At 58.3% G+C, this 17,524-nt stretch carries 17 protein-coding genes; 4 read left to right on the top strand and 13 right to left on the bottom strand.

Annotated features, from left to right (window positions below; translation table 11 throughout):
* Positions 1 to 6: 6 nt before the first annotated feature.
* The 3 genes from treC (at position 7) to nrdG (ending at position 4,732) form a co-directional block, all read left to right on the top strand.
* Positions 7 to 1,650 carry an alpha,alpha-phosphotrehalase gene (treC, locus tag ACOTX2_RS16760; RefSeq protein ID WP_063148068.1) on the top strand — a complete coding sequence of 548 codons (1,644 nt, stop codon included), beginning with the start codon at positions 7 to 9 and terminating at the stop codon, positions 1,648 to 1,650.
* Between the two features lie 373 nt (positions 1,651 to 2,023).
* The gene (gene nrdD / locus ACOTX2_RS16755) at positions 2,024 to 4,162 is read left to right on the top strand and encodes an anaerobic ribonucleoside-triphosphate reductase (RefSeq protein ID WP_023305323.1); all 2,139 of its coding nucleotides are present in this window, start codon (positions 2,024 to 2,026) and stop codon (positions 4,160 to 4,162) included.
* Positions 4,163 to 4,267: 105 nt separating this feature from the next.
* Positions 4,268 to 4,732 carry an anaerobic ribonucleoside-triphosphate reductase-activating protein gene (gene nrdG / locus ACOTX2_RS16750; protein WP_022646867.1) on the top strand — a complete coding sequence of 155 codons (465 nt, stop codon included), beginning with the start codon at positions 4,268 to 4,270 and terminating at the stop codon, positions 4,730 to 4,732.
* Between the two features lie 32 nt (positions 4,733 to 4,764).
* On the opposite strand, the gene ACOTX2_RS16745 is transcribed toward nrdG, so the two are convergent.
* From ACOTX2_RS16745 to pmbA, 12 genes are all read right to left on the bottom strand, one after another.
* Complete coding sequence (locus tag ACOTX2_RS16745) at positions 4,765 to 6,675, bottom strand: BglG family transcription antiterminator (RefSeq protein WP_023305322.1); 1,911 nt, start codon at positions 6,673 to 6,675, stop codon at positions 4,765 to 4,767.
* 19 nt (positions 6,676 to 6,694) lie between these two features.
* Complete coding sequence (locus ACOTX2_RS16740) at positions 6,695 to 7,831, bottom strand: lactonase family protein (protein WP_100148641.1); 1,137 nt, start codon at positions 7,829 to 7,831, stop codon at positions 6,695 to 6,697.
* 119 nt (positions 7,832 to 7,950) lie between these two features.
* Positions 7,951 to 8,691: a 2-dehydro-3-deoxy-phosphogluconate aldolase gene (gene dagF, locus ACOTX2_RS16735; RefSeq protein WP_022646864.1), complete on the bottom strand. Its 741-nt coding sequence runs from the start codon at positions 8,689 to 8,691 to the stop codon at positions 7,951 to 7,953.
* Positions 8,688 to 9,806 (bottom strand): DgaE family pyridoxal phosphate-dependent ammonia lyase, encoded by a 1,119-nt coding sequence (locus ACOTX2_RS16730; protein ID WP_058677081.1) that lies wholly within the window; start codon positions 9,804 to 9,806, stop codon positions 8,688 to 8,690. Before ACOTX2_RS16730 ends, dagF begins: the two co-directional genes overlap by 4 nt.
* On the bottom strand, positions 9,790 to 10,923 hold the full coding sequence (locus ACOTX2_RS16725) for an amidohydrolase/deacetylase family metallohydrolase (RefSeq protein ID WP_032625226.1): 1,134 nt from the start codon (positions 10,921 to 10,923) through the stop codon (positions 9,790 to 9,792). The genes ACOTX2_RS16730 and ACOTX2_RS16725 overlap by 17 nt, the downstream gene beginning before the upstream one ends.
* Before the next feature lie 42 nt (positions 10,924 to 10,965).
* Complete coding sequence (locus ACOTX2_RS16720; protein ID WP_003856081.1) at positions 10,966 to 11,607, bottom strand: DUF4310 family protein; 642 nt, start codon at positions 11,605 to 11,607, stop codon at positions 10,966 to 10,968.
* Between the two features lie 13 nt (positions 11,608 to 11,620).
* Positions 11,621 to 12,397, bottom strand: a complete 777-nt coding sequence (locus ACOTX2_RS16715) for a DUF4311 domain-containing protein (RefSeq protein WP_006810337.1) — start codon at positions 12,395 to 12,397, stop codon at positions 11,621 to 11,623.
* A 22-nt stretch (positions 12,398 to 12,419) separates the two neighbouring features.
* Positions 12,420 to 12,719 carry a DUF4312 family protein gene (locus ACOTX2_RS16710; protein ID WP_006810338.1) on the bottom strand — a complete coding sequence of 100 codons (300 nt, stop codon included), beginning with the start codon at positions 12,717 to 12,719 and terminating at the stop codon, positions 12,420 to 12,422.
* Positions 12,720 to 12,721: 2 nt separating this feature from the next.
* The gene (locus tag ACOTX2_RS16705; protein ID WP_006810339.1) at positions 12,722 to 13,084 is read right to left on the bottom strand and encodes an SFCGS family glycine-rich protein; all 363 of its coding nucleotides are present in this window, start codon (positions 13,082 to 13,084) and stop codon (positions 12,722 to 12,724) included.
* Positions 13,085 to 13,094: 10 nt separating this feature from the next.
* Positions 13,095 to 13,433 carry a PRD domain-containing protein gene (locus tag ACOTX2_RS16700; RefSeq protein ID WP_026080657.1) on the bottom strand — a complete coding sequence of 113 codons (339 nt, stop codon included), beginning with the start codon at positions 13,431 to 13,433 and terminating at the stop codon, positions 13,095 to 13,097.
* A 310-nt stretch (positions 13,434 to 13,743) separates the two neighbouring features.
* Complete coding sequence (gene cybC / locus ACOTX2_RS16695) at positions 13,744 to 14,130, bottom strand: cytochrome b562 (RefSeq protein WP_022646861.1); 387 nt, start codon at positions 14,128 to 14,130, stop codon at positions 13,744 to 13,746.
* A 42-nt stretch (positions 14,131 to 14,172) separates the two neighbouring features.
* Complete coding sequence (pmbA, locus tag ACOTX2_RS16690) at positions 14,173 to 15,525, bottom strand: metalloprotease PmbA (RefSeq protein ID WP_023299182.1); 1,353 nt, start codon at positions 15,523 to 15,525, stop codon at positions 14,173 to 14,175.
* A 95-nt stretch (positions 15,526 to 15,620) separates the two neighbouring features.
* Between pmbA and yjgA the strand changes: the two genes are divergently transcribed.
* Positions 15,621 to 16,172, top strand: coding sequence for a ribosome biogenesis factor YjgA (yjgA, locus tag ACOTX2_RS16685; protein WP_003856072.1), 552 nt, complete (start codon positions 15,621 to 15,623; stop codon positions 16,170 to 16,172).
* A gap of 86 nt (positions 16,173 to 16,258) precedes the next feature.
* Here the strand turns inward: yjgA and mpl are convergent.
* Positions 16,259 to 17,524 (bottom strand): UDP-N-acetylmuramate:L-alanyl-gamma-D-glutamyl-meso-diaminopimelate ligase (gene mpl / locus ACOTX2_RS16680; protein ID WP_421625947.1); only part of this gene is annotated, 1,266 nt, incomplete at its 5' end.

Below are 17,524 nucleotides of genomic sequence, written 5' to 3'. Positions count from 1 at the left end.
CGTACTATGAATACCCTTCCTCACTGGTGGCAGAACGGCGTTATCTATCAGATTTACCCAAAGAGTTTTCAGGATACCACCGGCAGCGGCACCGGCGATCTGCGCGGCGTAACGCAGCGCCTTGACTACCTGAAAACCCTTGGCATTGACGCCATCTGGCTGACGCCGTTTTATATCTCGCCGCAGGTGGATAACGGTTACGACGTGGCGAACTACACTGCCATTGACCCGACCTACGGCACGCTGGACGACTTTGACGAACTGGTTGCCCGGGCGCATGAACGCGGTATCCGCATCGTGCTGGATATGGTCTTTAACCACACGTCCACGCAGCACGCCTGGTTCCGCGAGTCGCTGGATAAAGCGAGTCCGTACCGTGAGTTCTATATCTGGCGCGACGGTACGCCGGACGCGCTTCCCAACAACTGGCGCTCCAAGTTTGGCGGCAACGCCTGGCGCTGGCATGCCGAAAGCGAGCAGTATTATCTGCACCTGTTCGCGCCGGAGCAGGCGGATCTCAACTGGGTAAACCCGGCGGTGCGCGCCGAGCTGAAAAAAGTGTGCGAGTTCTGGGCCGATCGCGGCGTGGACGGCTTGCGTCTGGACGTCATTAACCTGATTTCAAAAGATCAGGATTTCCCGGACGACACCATCGGGGATGGCCGACGTTTCTACACTGACGGGCCGCGCATCCACGAATATCTCCAGGAGATGAGCCGGGATGTCTTTACGCCGCGCAACCTGATGACGGTGGGCGAGATGTCCTCCACCTCGCTGGAGAACTGTCAGCAGTATGCGTCGCTCGACGGGCGCGAGCTGTCGATGACCTTTAACTTCCATCATCTGAAGGTCGACTACCCCGGCGGCGAAAAGTGGACGCTTGCGAAGCCGGATTTTGTGGCGCTGAAAACCCTTTTCCGCCACTGGCAGCAGGGGATGCACAACAAAGCCTGGAACGCGCTGTTCTGGTGTAACCATGACCAGCCGCGCATCGTGTCACGCTTTGGTGACGAAGGGGAACACCGCGTGGCGGCGGCGAAAATGCTCGGCATGGTGCTGCACGGGATGCAGGGCACGCCGTATATCTATCAGGGTGAAGAGCTGGGCATGACCAACCCGCATTTCAGCCGTATCACCGACTACCGCGACGTAGAAAGCCTGAACATGTTCGCCGAACAGCGGGCTAACGGACGCGATACCGATGAACTACTGGCGATTCTGGCGAGTAAGTCACGCGATAATGGCCGCACGCCGATGCAGTGGGACGCCTCGCATAATGCGGGCTTTACCGAGGCCGAGCCGTGGATTGGCGTTTGCGACAACTACGAAACCGTGAATGTCCGCGCGGCGCTGGACGACCCCGATTCGGTGTTCTACACCTATCAGTCGCTGATTAGCCTGCGCAAAACCCTGCCGGTACTGACGTGGGGGGATTATGAGGATCTCCTGCCTGACCACCCTTCCCTGTGGTGCTATCGCCGCCAGTGGCAGGGGCAAACGCTGATGGTGGTGGCGAACCTGAGCCATTTGCCTCAGGAATGGCAAGCGGACGCTCTCAGCGGCGAGTCGCAGGTGGTGATAAGCAACTACCCCGCCCCTCAAACCTCAATGCTTCGTCCGTTTGAAGCCGTGTGGTGGTTAAAGCAGTAATTCCTCCGCCGGGCACGATGCCGTGTCCGGCTTACTTTGCTGTTTTTGTTGAATAATTAATCAGATTTTTCCTTCGCGTCTTTACAATTGCCCCAGCGCCCGCCGTTTGTACTCTCGTCTTTTTACTTTGTCCTGCATCAAAAAAATCGCAAACATGTTTGATGCAAATCACTATATGTAGCACTTAAAATGCACGCCGACCCAACATCTTGTATTTATCGTCTACTATTCCAACAACAAGACGGCGCTTACGCTGGCCGGAATTGTGGATAACACGGGCTGGGCACGCGGGAAGTCTTTGCCGCGGCGAGGAATACGCCCGGTGAATACTTCTCCACCTCTGTGGATAACCTGTTTTTAAAATGGAGTGATCATGACACCGCATGTGATGAAACGTGATGGCTGTAAAGTGCCGTTTAAATCAGAGCGCATCAAAGAAGCCATTCTGCGTGCAGCTAAAGCAGCGGGAGTCGATGACGCAGATTACTGCGCCACCGTCGCAGAAGTCGTTAGCAGCCAGATGCATGAACGCAGCCAGGTGGATATCAACGAGATCCAGACCGCGGTTGAAAACCAGCTGATGTCTGGTCCGTACAAGCAGCTGGCGCGCGCCTACATTGAGTATCGTCACGACCGTGACGTCCAGCGTGAGAAACGGGGTCGCCTGAACCAGGAGATCCGCGGCCTGGTAGAGCAAACCAACTCGTCGCTGCTCAATGAAAATGCCAATAAAGACAGCAAAGTGATCCCGACCCAGCGCGACCTGCTGGCCGGTATCGTCGCCAAGCACTATGCCCGTCAGCATCTGCTGCCGCGCGATGTAGTCTCGGCGCACGAGCGCGGTGAGATCCACTATCACGATCTCGACTACTCGCCGTTCTTCCCGATGTTTAACTGCATGCTGATCGACCTGAAAGGCATGCTGACCCACGGTTTTAAAATGGGTAACGCCGAGATTGAGCCGCCGAAATCCATCTCCACCGCGACGGCGGTCACGGCGCAGATCATCGCCCAGGTGGCGAGCCACATCTATGGCGGCACCACCATTAACCGCATTGATGAAGTGCTGGCCCCGTTCGTGACCGAGAGCTTCAACAAACACCGTAAAACGGCGGAAGAGTGGCAGATCCCGGATGCTGACGGTTACGCCCGTTCCCGCACCGAGAAAGAGTGCTACGACGCCTTCCAGTCGCTGGAATATGAGGTAAACACGCTGCACACCGCCAACGGCCAGACGCCGTTTGTGACCTTCGGGTTTGGCCTCGGCACCAGCTGGGAATCACGCCTGATCCAGCAGTCTATTCTGCGCAACCGTATCTCCGGCCTCGGTAAAAACCGTAAAACGGCGGTGTTCCCGAAACTGGTGTTCGCCATCCGCGACGGCCTGAACCACAAGTTTGGCGATCCGAACTACGACATCAAACAGCTGGCGCTGGAGTGTGCGAGCAAGCGTATGTACCCGGATATCCTCAACTACGACCAGGTGGTAAAAGTCACGGGTTCGTTTAAAACGCCAATGGGCTGCCGCAGCTTCCTCGGCGTGTACGAAGATGAGAACGGCGAGCAGATCCACGACGGGCGCAACAACCTGGGCGTCATCAGCCTGAACCTGCCGCGCATCGCGCTGGAAGCCAAAGGGAATGAAGCGGCCTTCTGGACACTGCTGGATGAACGTTTACAGCTGGCACGTAAGGCGCTGATGACCCGCATCGCCCGTCTTGAAGGGGTGAAAGCCCGCGTCGCGCCAATTCTCTATATGGAAGGGGCCTGCGGCGTGCGCCTGAAAGCGGACGATGATGTGTCGGAGATCTTCAAAAACGGTCGCGCGTCGATCTCTCTCGGCTATATCGGCATTCACGAAACCATTAACGCGCTGTTTGGCGACAAGCACATCTATGACAACGACGCCCTGCGTGAGAAAGGTATCGCGATTGTGCAGCGCCTGCGCGATGCGGTAGACCAGTGGAAAGAGGAAACCGGCTACGGTTTCAGCCTGTACAGCACGCCGAGCGAAAACCTCTGCGATCGCTTCTGCCGTCTGGATACCGCCGAGTTCGGCATCGTGGAAGGGGTGACCGACAAAGGTTACTACACCAACAGCTTCCACCTCGATGTGGAGAAGAAGGTGAACCCGTACGACAAGATCGACTTCGAAGCGGCCTATCCGCCCATCGCGAACGGCGGTTTTATCTGCTACGGCGAGTACCCGAACATCCAGCATAACCTGAAGGCGCTGGAAGACGTGTGGGATTACAGCTATCAGCACGTTCCGTACTACGGAACCAACACGCCAATCGACGAGTGCTACGAGTGCGGCTTTACCGGTGAGTTCGAGTGCACCAGCAAAGGCTTCACCTGCCCTAAATGCGGTAACCACGATGCAGCCCGCGTCTCCGTAACCCGCCGCGTGTGCGGCTACCTCGGCAGCCCGGACGCCCGTCCGTTTAACGCCGGTAAGCAGGAAGAGGTGAAGCGCAGGGTGAAACATCTGGGAAATGGGCAGATCGGGTAATCCGCTGCCACGTTAATGCCCGGTGGCGCTGCGCTTACCGGGCCTACGGACCGCTCTCTTTTGTAGGCCGGGTAAGCGCAGCGCCACCCGGCGTGGTTATTCGCGATGAACTATCACCAGTACTACCCCGTCGACATCGTCAACGGCCCCGGCACCCGCTGCACCCTCTTTGTATCAGGCTGCGTTCACGAGTGCCCCGGCTGCTATAACAAAAGCACCTGGCGCCTGAACTCGGGTATGCCGTTTACCGCTGAGATGGAAGACCGCATCATCAACGACCTGAACGACACGCGCATTAAACGTCAGGGGATCTCGCTCTCCGGCGGCGACCCGCTCCATCCGCAAAACGTGCCGGCGATCCTGAAGCTGGTAAAACGCATCCGCCGCGAGTGCGCGGGAAAAGACATCTGGGTCTGGACGGGTTATAAGCTGGATGAACTGAATGCGCAGCAGAAGGAAGTGGTGGATCTGATTAACGTCCTGGTCGACGGCAAGTTCGTGCAGGATCTAAAAGATCCTATGCTTATCTGGCGCGGCAGCAGCAACCAGGTTGTGCATCATCTGCGTTGAATGAAGGCGGATATCCGCTGTCCGCCTGAACGTCAAAACCGACTCACACTCTCCATTGCCTCAGCCTTAAACGCCGCAAAATCCTCGCACTGGCACAGGCGCGCCATCGCGCGTTCACGCAGGAAAGTGACAAAAATATCGTAAATCGCCATTGCCTCTTCGTACTCGCTTTTGCTGATGGCGAGCAGAAAAATGACATGGGCAGTTTCATCTCCCCACTGAATGCCCTGCGGCGCCAGCACGGTGTAGACCACCGTTTTTTGCGCCAGCAGGCCGAGGGAGTGCGGCAGCGCGATGCCGTCGCCGAGCATAGTGCTGACGATAGCTTCACGCTCGATAACCGATTCCAGAAATTCCGCGCCGACAAAGCCTTCGCTTTCAAGCTGCCCACACAGTTCGCGGAACAGCGTTTGCTGGTCGACAGGCTTGTCGAGAATGCGGAAATGGGCCGCGTCGAAGTATTTCTCCAGCATCCACGGACGGGTACGGTCCACCAGCACCAGCTTGCCGATCTGCTCTAACTGATAATCGGTCGGGAACGGGGCGATTATCACCACCGGTTTGGATTTTTCGCTCACGCGAGCGGTGGAGATCACGAAGTCTTCGCCGATGGCATCGGCAAGTTCGTACTCGCGCAGGGTGAGCGTGCGCGTCACCTCAATCTGCGGGTATTTGCGCTGAAGCACCGCCTCGATCATGCGCACCATCGCGTTACCGGCGTCACATACCAGCAGCACGCGCGGCTGACGCTGGTAGCCGATGTTGTAGTGGCGCTCCAGACCGACACCGATATGCAGCACCAGAAAACCAATTTCGTTTTCGCTGATCACATACGGCGTGTATTTGCCCCAGCTCGACACCGCCGCGAGGGTCATATCCCACGCCATCGGGTAGTGCTGCTTGATGTTATCCAGCAGCGGATTGGGGATCATGATTTGATACCGCACGCGGGTAATCATGGTTTTGATGTGCGTGAGCAGATCTGCATGCAGTTGCTCGTCGCTCAACAGGTTGTAGTTATAGTGGGTGTTGATGTAGCGCAGGATATAGTTGACCAGGGCTTCGTCGTCGTCAGCATTAATGGCGCTGGGGGCGATCTCCTGGATCTGCCGCGCCGCAATGTGCACGCACAGCCAGCTCTCTTCCGATGGCGAAAGCGCCTTGCCCGCCAGCTCCTGGATAGCCACAGCGATATCTTTAGCCGCCTCGCGTACGTTCTCTTCCACGTCTTCAGCGTGGAATTCCGGCAGCGGATACCCCTCGCTGATGCGCCGCACCGACACCGCGCAGTACAGGCGCAGGAACAGCTCGCCTTCATCGGTCAGGCGAATGTGATGGCGCGTCAGCGCGTCGTGCAGGACAGGGACCATCTTTTCCGCCACGCCCGCGTTGAGCGCCACGTCGGTCACCAGCGGGTTAAGGCTATCCTGCTGCGCCAGCTCCCACAGGAGGTCGGTCAGGCAGGCGCGGATCGCCATCTCGCTGCCAAACAGCTTCATGCCGTGGCGCGGGCGGGTTTCCAGCGTCAGGTTGTAACGGTGGAACCACTCGCGCACTTCCACCATGTCGCTCTGCAATGTGGCCCGGCTGACGAACCACTCATCGGCCAGATCCTCCAGCTTGAGGGAAAAGGCTGACGTCAGAAAACGCACCACCAGATAGTGCACACGCTCCGGTCCGGTTCGCGGAATACGCAGCGCGCGCGGGTGGGACGACTGCAATTGTTGATAGCGCACCACATCATTGATTTTGAGCTGATAGCCGTTGCCCCGGCTCAAAATGAACTGCGCGCCGTGGCTGGCCAGCAGCGCGTTCAGGGCGGTGATATCCGCCCGGACGGTTCGCGTGGAGACCGACAGCCGCTGCGCCAGCTCGTCCTGCGGCAGCGTCTCGTTTTGCAACAGATCGAAAAGTTGTGCTAAACGTTGGTTCGGAAATCGCACGTCGTTGTCCTCTTACTGCTCAGGGTGAAATGACCATCTGGGATGGGCTGCCGACCGGGGTATAGTCTGGCTCGGCGCTCAGCTTGCCGTCCGGCGCCACGCGGAAACGGGTAATGTTGTCGCTGCGCTGGTTCATGACGTACAGCCAGCGCCCCTGCTTATCAAGCGTCAGGGTGCGCGGATAGTCGCCCCGCGTCCAGACATCGTCCTGATGTGTCAGCGTGCCCTCCGCCGTTACGGTAAAGTGCCCGATGCTGTTATGCAAACGGTTAGCGACATACAGCTGTTTCCCGTCGGCGCTTAGCGCCAGCCCGGCGGCAAAACTGGTGCCTTTATAACCGTCCGGCAAGGCTGAAATCGTTTTACCCTCTTTCAGCCTGCCGTTGCTGTCCAGCGCATAATGGGTGAGCGTAGAGGCTTCTTCGTTAATCAGCCACAGGGCATCCCCCTTCGGCGTAAAGACGAAATGGCACGGCCCGGCCCCTTTTGAGGAGGCGCGGATAAACGGCGGATCGTTCGGGGTCAGCTTTCCGGTTCGATCGTCAAAACGGTACTGATAGATGCGATCCAGCCCCAGATCGGTGGAAAAAACGTATTTCCCGCTCGGATCGGCGGCGATCATGTGCGCGTGAGGGCCGTTATGATCGCTGATGGCGAAACTGCCCTCGACGGCAGCTTCCGGCTTTGCCGCGCCCGGTTCGCCTTTGTCCTGATGGGTGTCCGTAGCATCGCCCAGGCTGCCGTCTGCGTTAACGGGCAGCACCGCGATCGATCCGCTGACGTAGTTCGCCACCAGCAAATGTTTGCCGTTCGGCGTCAGGGAAAGATACACCGGCCCCGCGCCGCCGGAGGCCACCTGATTCAGCTCGCTCAGCGCGCCGTTATCGCCTATTCGCAACGCCTGCACCACGCCCTGCTCCACCTCGCTTGCCAGGTAGAGCGTTTTTCCGTCGTGCGAGACGGTAAGCTGCGCAGCGTTCGGGAGTTGGCTCACCAGCGTTTTGTTATCTAGCGCGCCGGTTTGCGGGTCGACGGTAAAACGGTACAGCCCTTCGCCGTTGGGATTATAGGTGCCCACCCAGGCGTATTGCGTCTGGGCGACAGCGGCGGTGGCGAGCATTGAGAGTGAAGCGACAAGCAGGGTACGGGTGTGCATGGTGGCTCCTTCGGGTGTGTGCGGTGTGTTTCCCCTCATCCTAACCCTCTCCCCAAAGGGGAGAGGGGACGATTACACCCTCTCCCCTTTGGGGAGAGGGCTGGGGTGAGGGGCAGGTTCTACTTCACCAGCTTCTTCGTCATCGCCAGCAGCGTACGCACATCTTCCGGACGCGTGTCGCCGCTGGCTTTGTCGATAATCGAGCTGTAGATATGCGGGATGATTTTGCTCACGCCCGCGTCCAGGGCGATCTGCAGGATCTCCTCAAAGTTCTCCAGATCGATTCCCCCGGTCGGCTCCAGCCAGAAGTCGTGACGGGCGCAGGCTTCCGCCACCGCTTTATACTCGTCACGGCACTTGAGGCCGCCCATCGGGAAGTACTTGATTGAGCTGCCGCCGAAATCTTTCAGCAGGGCGATAGCGGTTTCAACCGGCACAATGCCGTCCGGCGCGTTGCTGCTCAGCGGGCCGGTGGAAATTTTAACCATGCCGACGGTGCCGGTCGGGGAGACCAGGCCGTTGACCACGGACTCATTCTGCCCCAGCAGCGCGCGGCTGGCGGCCACGCCGGTAAAGACCTGATTGACGTGCTGCGGCTGTACCTGGCGGGAGATTTCACTCACCATCGCCGACTGGTTCGGATCGCCTGCGCCCAGCCCCACGGAGAGCGCGTTATCAATCAGTGCCGCGTACTCGCGCATATCCGCGACGGCGCTCGCCACGTCGGGGTAATTTTTGGAGAGCACGCCCACCAGCACATGACCTTCCGCCGCCTCGTAAATGGCGCTGGCGTTGGCTTTCGATCCTGCCAGCACGTTCAGGCAGACGCGGTCACGGTAAAAGTTGGGGGTCAGTTTCATGCTTTTTTCTCCTGTCCTAATTCTTCGCTAATGCGGCGGTACACGATGTTCAGCTGGTCAGCATTCACGCTGCGCACATCCGCTTCGATAATCCCTTCGTTAGCTTTATAGCCACGGAAGTAAATGGCGTATTCGCCCTGCTTGAGCGCGTTCACCAGTTCACCGGTGCCGACGCCGGTGGTCGCTTCGTCAAACTTAATCTCGGTGCGCGCGATATCGCGACCCGCGCTGTCCCAGACCACGCGGGCGGTGACGCCGTTCAGGGTGTTGAGCGCGTCAATAAACGGCGTCATTTTCGCCACCATCTCGGCCCCGCTCTCCCTGGTGGCCGTCAGGTAGTGTTCGATGGCGCAGGTCAGGCCGAGGATCCCCTCTTTGCCCACCTTCATCGCGCGGCCAATGCCCGCCGTCTGGCGCTTCACCCACTCAACGTACTGGGTTTTGCCGATCACCAGGCCGCTGGTTGGCCCTTCAATCGCCTTCGCGCCGCTGTAGATCACCAGATCGGCGCCGGATCGGTAATAGGTATGCAGATCTTCTTCCGCCGCGGCGTCAACGATCAGCGGCAGATCGTGTTTACGCGCCACGACCGCCGCCTGCTCAACGCTAAGCATGCTTTTCTGCACGCAGTGGTGCGATTTAATGTAGAGGATAGCCGCTGTACGCGGGGTGATCGCTGCCGCCAGCTGATCGGCAGAGCATTCGTTGGCGTAGCCCGCTTCCACCAGCCTGCCGCCACCCAGCGCTACCATGGTGCCTACCGGCGCGCCAAAGTTAACGTTGTGGCCTTTCGGCAGGACGATCTCGTTGTTCTCAATCGGTGTGACGTGCAGGTTTTCCAGCAGCCAGTCGCTGTCTTTCACCAGTACCGCCGCCACGGACTGGGCAATGCCCGCTGACGCGCAGGAGACCACCGTTGCGCCTTCCACCTCCAGCAACTTCGCGATGTATTCGCCGGTTTTATTGACCAGATCCTTTATCTCAAAGTAGTGATTCATGCCGTCCATCGCCGCCTGCACCACTTCCGGGCGCGGCGTGGAGACACCCAGCGCCGTCATGCGGCCAGAGGTGTTGATAACCTGCTTTAAGTTGTACTTCTCATAAATCGAAGGCATGTTCCGTGCTCCCTTGTTCGGTCATGTAGCCCTTGCCCGCGCGGATCGCGGCAAGCGGCACCAGAATGTGTTCAGCCTGCAGGCTGTCGTTTTCAGCATCCGTCAGCACCGTCGGCTGGCGTTTGAGGGTGAACAGCGTCAGATCAGCGTCGAGACCAGGCTGAATGCGGCCTTTGCGCGTCAGGCGCAGGCCGTCTGCGGCGTTGGCGGTGACGCAGTCAATCACCTGCGGCAATGACATGCCGATGGCGAGGAATTTCGACATCACGCTGGCCAGCGAGCCGACCGGGCCGTTGATGCGGTTGCGGCAGTAGATATCCGAGCTGATGGTGTGCGGCAGAATGCCCATCGCGATGGCGCGTTTCGCCACCTCAAAGCTGAAGCTCGCCGTGCCGTGGCCGACGTCCAGACGCACGCCGCGCTTCAGCGCAGACGTAATGGAGGCGCGCAGCTCGCCGGAGGGCGTCAGAATGCGGTTGGGCTTGCCGTTGTAGCAGTGGGTAATGATGTCGCCGGAGCTTAACAGCTCGGCAATCTCATCGAGGTTCGGCGGGTTGTTGCCGATGTGCACCATCAGCGGCAGGTCGCCATTCTCTTTCTGAATCGCTTTCGCGCGCTCCAGCGGGGTAATACCGTTTTCACCGACCACGCTGCTGCTCATGCGCGCCTTCAGGCCGACGATAAAATCCGGGTAGCGCGTCACCGCCTGCTTCACCGCATCAGCATCAATATTGGCCATATTGGCCAGCTCGTTCTGGGCAATCAGCCCCACGCGGGAGATGTTCAGCAGGGCAAACACCTCGGTGGATGCTTTGCGGGTGATGGCGTAAAAATCATCCACGTCGTCGGCCCCGGTACTGCCCGCGTCCACCACGGTGGTGACGCCGGTGGCAATGCCCACGCTGTCCGGCTCGTCGTGGTAAATTGGGGAGTTCGGGTAGCAGTGGACGTGGGAGTCAATCCAGCCCGCGCTGACGAACACGTCACCGTTAAGCTCAACCGTTTTACGAGCGGGAGCGTCAATTTGGCCTGTCGCGGCGATCTTCCCGTCCTGAATGGCGATATCGGTCAGGGTATCGTCGGCGAGGCGCGCACGGCGCAGGAGTAGATCAAACATGGGGTTCTCCTGATAAGGCGGGCACCGAAGCGCCCGCAGGTATTAAAGGGCGACCGGGAACAGCCAGCCCAAAATCATTGCGCCGAGGATGGCGCCACCGGTAATCGGCTTCTGCCAGATGTAGAACAGCAGCGCGCCCACCAGGGAACCGACGCCGATTGGAATGGAGGCGGTCATGGCGCTGAGGATAATCAACGGCCCGAGGAAGCGGCCGGAGGCGTTACCCGCGCCCATCATCACGTCTGCACCGTAGGTGGAGTTACTCTGGTTGATGGTGAACTTACGCGCCAGGATGATGACGTAGCCAATCGCCAGACCAATCACCAGGCCGGTAATCAGCGAGGCAATAAAGTTGGTCACCGGGAACATGATCCCCGCGCCCAGCAGCAGCGCCGGTACGCCGAGGCCCACGCCGGTCTGGATCGCCCCGCCGATGTCGAGAATCCCGACCAGCGACCCTTCGATGATACGGGCGAACAGGAAGCTTGCGCCGAACGCCGCCACCGCGCCGTAAACGCCGGTATCGATTCCCGCTTTCAGCATTGCCACGAAGGCCACTTCGTTAAACGCGCCGATACCGTAGAGGTAGTACATGTGCGTCCCGGCGAAGACGCCGGAGGAGAGCAGGCCAACGAAGATCGGGAACGACCAGTCGGCATACCAAAAACCTTTATTCTGTTCCATTTAGAGGCTCCTGTTATTTACCGCTGAGCGAGTTGTGGATCATGTCGAGCCAGTTCGGCACGGTCAGATGGAAGGATTCGATCATCTTCATGTCGAAGCCGCGGAAGAAGCCGCTCAGCACAAACAGCAGGACGATCGCCGCCATCATCACTTTGGTGACGTGGTTCCAGCCGCTCTCTTCCACGCCTTTACCGATCAGGATCCCCAGCACCAGACCCGGCACGGCGTTACCCATGATCAGCTGCGCTGCGCCGCCAAAGATGGTGGCCCAGAAGCCCGATTTTTTACCCGCGTCGATGGCTGCCAGCCAGAAGATCACCGGCATCACGGTGTTGACCAGCAGGTTCGCGGCAGGCACCAGCACCTTCACGGCGGTGACCTGAAGCGCAGCCGGAACGGAGGAGGCGGTCAGGTTAAGGAAGGTCACGACAATCATGCCGATAATGCCGCAGGCAATCGCCATTTTGCGCGGGTCATGCAGCGTTTCACCGACGTTACGGTTTTTGATCATCAGTGCAGCAGCACCCCAGTTCGGGATGATGCGGTGGTCAACGTCCTGTGTGAAGGCACCTGCGGCCACGGAAGAGGCCCAGGCGTTAAAGAAGAAACCTAACCCAAAGGAGAAGTGGGACGCCGGATCCCCTTCACAGGAGTTCAGTTCCCCCAATGTACGAAACGCGCCCATACCCTGAGTGGTAGGCGCATGAAACATGCGTGCAGCCCCGGCTCCAACACCGACGCCAACCAGGCCGCCAATGATGAGCGATTTTATTAATATAATTAAGAACATCAGTCTGCCCTTTTATGAATAATCAGCGTTGCGTGACGAAATCCACCTGGTCGAGATTGATGGCGGTCACGTTGACGGTCACATCCAGCTCCACGCTGTAGGTGCGTCTTTCCCGACGCAGAAAGAAGAACAAAAACGCTTCTTTTCGCACCGCTTCTTGCGCCTGAACAACCTGCACATCCTGTGGCTCAATACGCAGTAAGATATGCGGTGAGGCTTTCATCACCGCGGCCTGTACGTGGTTGAGGGCGTCGGCAAAGGCGCGCGCTTTGGCATCGCCCTTCCCCTTCACTCTCACCGTGGTCGTGAACTGTTCTTTCATGCTTACGCGCCGTATTTCTTCTGCCACGCCTGTACCAGACGCTCGCCCAGCTCTTCTTTATCCATAAAGCCAAAGCCCAGCACGTTGCAGCCTTCGTTGATAGCGGTCACCCCCTCATCCACGGAGCGCATGCCGTATTTGGCCTTGTAGCCGTATTTGGTCTGGGCGGTGATGGCACCCGCGCCGCCGCTGCCGCAGAACGAGATCCCGAAGGTGGCGTTTTCTGCTTTCATCACGTCACCGAGCTTCATATCCGCTGCCATGCCCGGTACGACAACCGCGCGTCCGCCGGCTTTTTCCACACCCGCAGCCACTTTCTGACCTTTACCCAGGCGATCGCCAATCACGACTGTAATCTGTTCCATGTGTTGCTCCTTAAAGGTTGTCTTTCGCGACTTCGAAGTGAACGGAGAGCAGCCAGGCTTCTTCATCAGGAAGATTGCCAAACTGCGCTACCACTTCACGGGCAAGTTGCATTGAATCTGGTGAAATTTCGTCGAACAGCTCTGCTTCAACCTCCGGCAGCGGCTCGCCGGTCACAGACCGGTGCGCCATTGCGCGAACGTGGGAGGTCAGCATCTGCTCCTGTACCGCGTTGGGGATGATGTTGTGCCGGGCCAGCAGGGCGTAGACCTGCTGAAGCATGGTGTTCGCGAGCTGTTCTGTTTGCACCGCCTGTTCCCCAACGTCGTTCATTACCGCTCCGTTAATCACTCGTCTTACCCCGTTAATGGCTCTGGAATAAAACTAACGTCGAGGGGGCGTTGTTTGTAGCGAGTTGTTTTCCACTTCGAAGTGGAAAGGCGAGCCGCGGCAGTGATCTGTGCCACATAAATGCGGTGAATCTGGATTAATCGCTGGATTTACGTGATGAATATCACGCTATTACGCGGCACTAAACAGGTAAGCGGAGTGGAAAAGATTACGAGCAGGCTCGTAGAAATGTGACGTGGATAAGGTTTTCTTATGGGGAGGGAGAAGAGTGTGAGCGGGGATGCTTAACGCGCCCCGCTCATCCAGACTATCAACGATACTTTTTGTGATACGCGTTGCGGGTCGCCGCAAACTGGTCGGCTGCCGCCTGAGCTTCCTTCACTTTGCCTTCGTTAGCCAGCTTCAGCGCGCCGTCGATCTGGCCGACCAGCACGTCAAAACCGTGGCGGTAGTCTTTCATCTCGGCGCTGTCCGCCGCTTTGCTTTCCAGCTTCGGCGGCGTCGCTTTTTGCGCATCCAGCGCCGCTTCACGCATTTTGGTCAGTGCGTCTTTCATCTCCGCCGCATCGTCGGTTTTCTGCACCACCTTCAGGTTTTGACTGAGGATGTCCATGTTGTCTTCAAGATCGGCAGCAAACGCAGATGAACCAAGAACCAGCGTTGAAGCCGCGACGATCGCTAACAGGTGTTTACGCATTGCTCACTTCCTTTTTTATTATAAATCACGCTTTTACGGGGATTATTGCCCGGCGATTTTCATCTCCGGCAGTAATACAGAACCACACTGAATATTGCTGCGTGTTTCAATATCGTTACCGACCGTAACAATATTGCGCCACATGTCCTTGAGGTTGCCGGCGATGGTGATTTCGCTCACCGGATACTGAATTTCACCGTTTTCGACCCAGAAGCCCGCTGCGCCGCGAGAGTAGTCGCCGGTGATACCGCTCACGCCCTGTCCCATCAGCTCGGTGACCACCAGACCGGTGCCCATCTCTTTCAGCATCTGTTCAAAATTCAGGCCCTGTCCGGCAATGCGCCAGTTATGAATGCCGCCCGCGTGCCCGGTGCTTTTCAGCCCCAGCTTACGCGCGGAGTAGTTGGTCAGCAGCCACTGGGTCAGAATGCCGTCTTTAACGATATCCCGGCGCTCCGTGCGCACGCCTTCGCTGTCGAACGGCGTGGAGGCCAGCCCTTTCAGCAGGTGCGGGTGCTCTTCGATGGTCAGCCATTCCGGCAGGATCTGCTTGCCCAGCGAGTCGAGCAGGAAGGTCGATTTACGGTACACCGAACCACCCGCAATCGCCCCCACCAGATGACCAAACAGACCGGTTGCCACTTCGTTGGCAAAAATGACCGGGGCTTTCATGGTGGAGAGTTTACGCGGCGAGAGGCGTGACAGCGTGCGTTCGGCGCACTCTTTTCCCACCCACTCCGGAGACTGCAAATCCCCCAGCGCGCGGCCAATGGTATACGCGTAATCACGCTCCATATCGCCGTTCTCTTCGGCGATCACGCAGCTGGAAAGCGAGTGGCGGGTTGAGCAGTACCCCTGCAACATGCCATGGGAGTTACCAAACACTTTGATGCCGTAGTGGCTGTTAAAGCTGCCGCCTTCGGTATTGGTGATGCGTTTGTCAGCCTGCAAAGACGCCTGCTCGGCGCGCGAGGCCAGCTCAATGGCTTCATCCGGGGTCACTTCCGCCGGATGGAACAGATCGAGATCCGGCGCGTCAAACGCCAGCAGCTCTTTATCAGCCACGCCAGCGTAAGGATCCGGGGAGGTGTACCGCGCGATATCCAGCGCCGCCTGCACTGTACGGGCGATGGCATCCGGGCTGAGATCGGTAGACGACGCGCTGCCTTTGCGATTCTGGTGATACACCGTGATCCCCAGCGCGCCATCGCTGTTAAATTCTACATTCTCCACTTCGCCATAGCGGGTGCTCACGCTAATGCCGGTGGTTTTGCTGACCGCCACTTCGGCGCCATCTGATTTTCCTGAAGCGAGCATCAGCGCGGTGGAGACGGCTTCTTCCAGGATCTTACGCTGCGCTTCAACTTGTGAGGTTACTTTCATCGCAAATGCCATACTGTAAGAGAGAGTTAAGTGAAGTCTAACAGAGAACCGTTTTTCAGTGCGCGTCTTAACTGGTAACATTAGCCTCTTTTTTTAAGGAGCCTGACATGACTAAGCAGCCCGAAGACTGGCTCGACGACGTTCCCGGTGATGACATCGAAGACGAAGATGATGAGATCATCTGGGTCAGTAAAAGTGAAATTAAACGTGACGCCGAAGAGTTAAAACAGCTTGGCGCAGAAATGGTAGAACTGGGTAAGAACGCGCTGGATAAGATCCCGCTCGACCAGGATCTGCGCGATGCCATTGAACTGGCACAGAAAATCAAGAAAGAAGGGCGTCGCCGCCAGCTTCAGCTTATCGGGAAACTGCTGCGTCAGCGCGATGTTGAGCCGATCCGTCAGGCGCTGGATAAACTTAAGAACCGCCACAACCAGCAGGTTGCGCTGTTCCATAAGCTGGAGCAGATCCGCGACCGTCTGATCGAGCAAGGTGATGACGCGGTACCTGAAGTGCTGAACCTGTGGCCGAATGCCGACCGCCAGCAGCTGCGTTCTTTGATCCGTAACGCGAAGAAAGAGAAAGAAGGGAATAAGCCGCCGAAGTCTGCGCGTCTGATTTTCCAGTATCTGCGCGAGCTGTCTGAGAACGAAGAGTAAACCCCTCACCCCAGCCCTCTCCCCAAAGGGGAGAGGGAGAAGAGATAATGTAGGCCCGGTAAGCGCTAACGCCACCGGGCCTTTTTTTACTCTGCGGCCGCGGCTTTCTTCGCCAGACCGTCCAGCAGCTTCTGATGGATCCCACCAAACCCGCCGTTGCTCATCACCAGAATGTGATCGCCAGGCTGTGCGGCTTTCACCACCATATCCGCTAAGACATCCACGTCCGCACTCCAGTGCGCTGGCTGAATGCAGGCGTCGGCCACTTCGGCCACCTGCCACGGAATATGCTGCGGTTGCAGGAGGAAGACCTCGTCGGCACGCCCTAAGGACGGCGCGAGATCGTCTTTGCATATCCCCATTTTCATGGTGTTCGAACGCGGTTCCAGCACGGCCAGAATACGCGCAGTGCCGCCAACTTTGCCACGCAATGCGGCAAGTGTCGCCAGAATGGCGGTTGGGTGGTGCGCGAAATCGTCGTACACCGTCACGCCATTCGCTTCACCACGCAGCTCCAGACGGCGGCGGGCGTTAATGAATGAACCCAGCGCATTGGCGGCATCCGCAGGCAGTACGCCCACGTGACGCGCCGCGGCGATCGCCATCAGGCCGTTGTGCATATTGTGCTCACCCACCAGGCCCCACTTCACTTCGCCCACTTTTTCGCCGTCGAGCAGCACTTCCCATTCGGAAGCATCCGCGTTGAGCTTTTTCGCCTGCCAGTGCCCCTGCTCGCCAACCAGCTCCTGCTCGCTCCAGCACCCCATCGCCATAGTCTGCTTCAGGTTGATGTCGTTCTCCGGCAGGATAATGCGGCCCTGACCCGGAACAATGCGCACCAGATGGTGGAACTGTTTCTGAATCGCTTTCAGGTCGTCAAAGATATCCGCGTGATCGAACTCAAGGTTGTTGAGGATCAGCGTGCGTGGGCAGTAATGCACGAACTTGGAGCGCTTGTCGAAGAACGCGCAGTCGTATTCATCCGCTTCAATCACAAAGAACGGGCTGTCGCCCAGACGCGCGGAGACGTCGAAATTCCCCGGCACGCCGCCGATCACGAACCCCGGCTTGTAGCCGCAGGCTTCGAGGATCCAGGTCGCCATACCGCCGGTGGTGGTTTTGCCGTGCGTCCCGGCAACGGCGACAACCCAGCGGTCGCGCAGGACAAAGTCATGCAGCCACTGCGGGCCAGACATGTACGGGATATTGCGTTCCAGCACCGCTTCAACGCATGGATTCCCACGGGTCATGGCGTTACCAACGATCACCAGATCCGGCTGCGGCTCGAGCTGGCTGGCGTCATATCCCTGAATCAGAGAAATCCCCTGCTTCTCCAGCAGCGTGCTCATCGG

The sequence above is a fragment of the Enterobacter cloacae complex sp. IR5412 genome (assembly GCF_049237385.1).
Classification (GTDB): domain Bacteria; phylum Pseudomonadota; class Gammaproteobacteria; order Enterobacterales; family Enterobacteriaceae; genus Enterobacter; species Enterobacter intestinihominis.
The sequence above is the reverse complement of the archived record's forward strand: the minus strand, read 5'-3'. Positions and strand labels throughout refer to the sequence as shown.

Excerpts from the sequence above, each read along its gene's own strand:
- treC (WP_063148068.1), top strand. The coding sequence starts at position 7 with ATGAATACCCTTCCTCACTGGTGGCAGAACGGCGTTATCTATCAGATT.
- nrdD (WP_023305323.1), top strand. The coding sequence starts at position 2,024 with ATGACACCGCATGTGATGAAACGTGATGGCTGTAAAGTGCCGTTTAAA.
- nrdG (WP_022646867.1), top strand. The coding sequence starts at position 4,268 with ATGAACTATCACCAGTACTACCCCGTCGACATCGTCAACGGCCCCGGC.
- ACOTX2_RS16740 (WP_100148641.1), bottom strand. The coding sequence starts at position 7,831 with ATGCACACCCGTACCCTGCTTGTCGCTTCACTCTCAATGCTCGCCACC.
- dagF (WP_022646864.1), bottom strand. The coding sequence starts at position 8,691 with ATGAAACTGACCCCCAACTTTTACCGTGACCGCGTCTGCCTGAACGTG.
- ACOTX2_RS16730 (WP_058677081.1), bottom strand. The coding sequence starts at position 9,806 with ATGCCTTCGATTTATGAGAAGTACAACTTAAAGCAGGTTATCAACACC.
- ACOTX2_RS16725 (WP_032625226.1), bottom strand. The coding sequence starts at position 10,923 with ATGTTTGATCTACTCCTGCGCCGTGCGCGCCTCGCCGACGATACCCTG.
- ACOTX2_RS16720 (WP_003856081.1), bottom strand. The coding sequence starts at position 11,607 with ATGGAACAGAATAAAGGTTTTTGGTATGCCGACTGGTCGTTCCCGATC.
- ACOTX2_RS16715 (WP_006810337.1), bottom strand. The coding sequence starts at position 12,397 with ATGTTCTTAATTATATTAATAAAATCGCTCATCATTGGCGGCCTGGTT.
- ACOTX2_RS16710 (WP_006810338.1), bottom strand. The coding sequence starts at position 12,719 with ATGAAAGAACAGTTCACGACCACGGTGAGAGTGAAGGGGAAGGGCGAT.
- ACOTX2_RS16705 (WP_006810339.1), bottom strand. The coding sequence starts at position 13,084 with ATGGAACAGATTACAGTCGTGATTGGCGATCGCCTGGGTAAAGGTCAG.
- cybC (WP_022646861.1), bottom strand. The coding sequence starts at position 14,130 with ATGCGTAAACACCTGTTAGCGATCGTCGCGGCTTCAACGCTGGTTCTT.
- pmbA (WP_023299182.1), bottom strand. The coding sequence starts at position 15,525 with ATGGCATTTGCGATGAAAGTAACCTCACAAGTTGAAGCGCAGCGTAAG.
- yjgA (WP_003856072.1), top strand. The coding sequence starts at position 15,621 with ATGACTAAGCAGCCCGAAGACTGGCTCGACGACGTTCCCGGTGATGAC.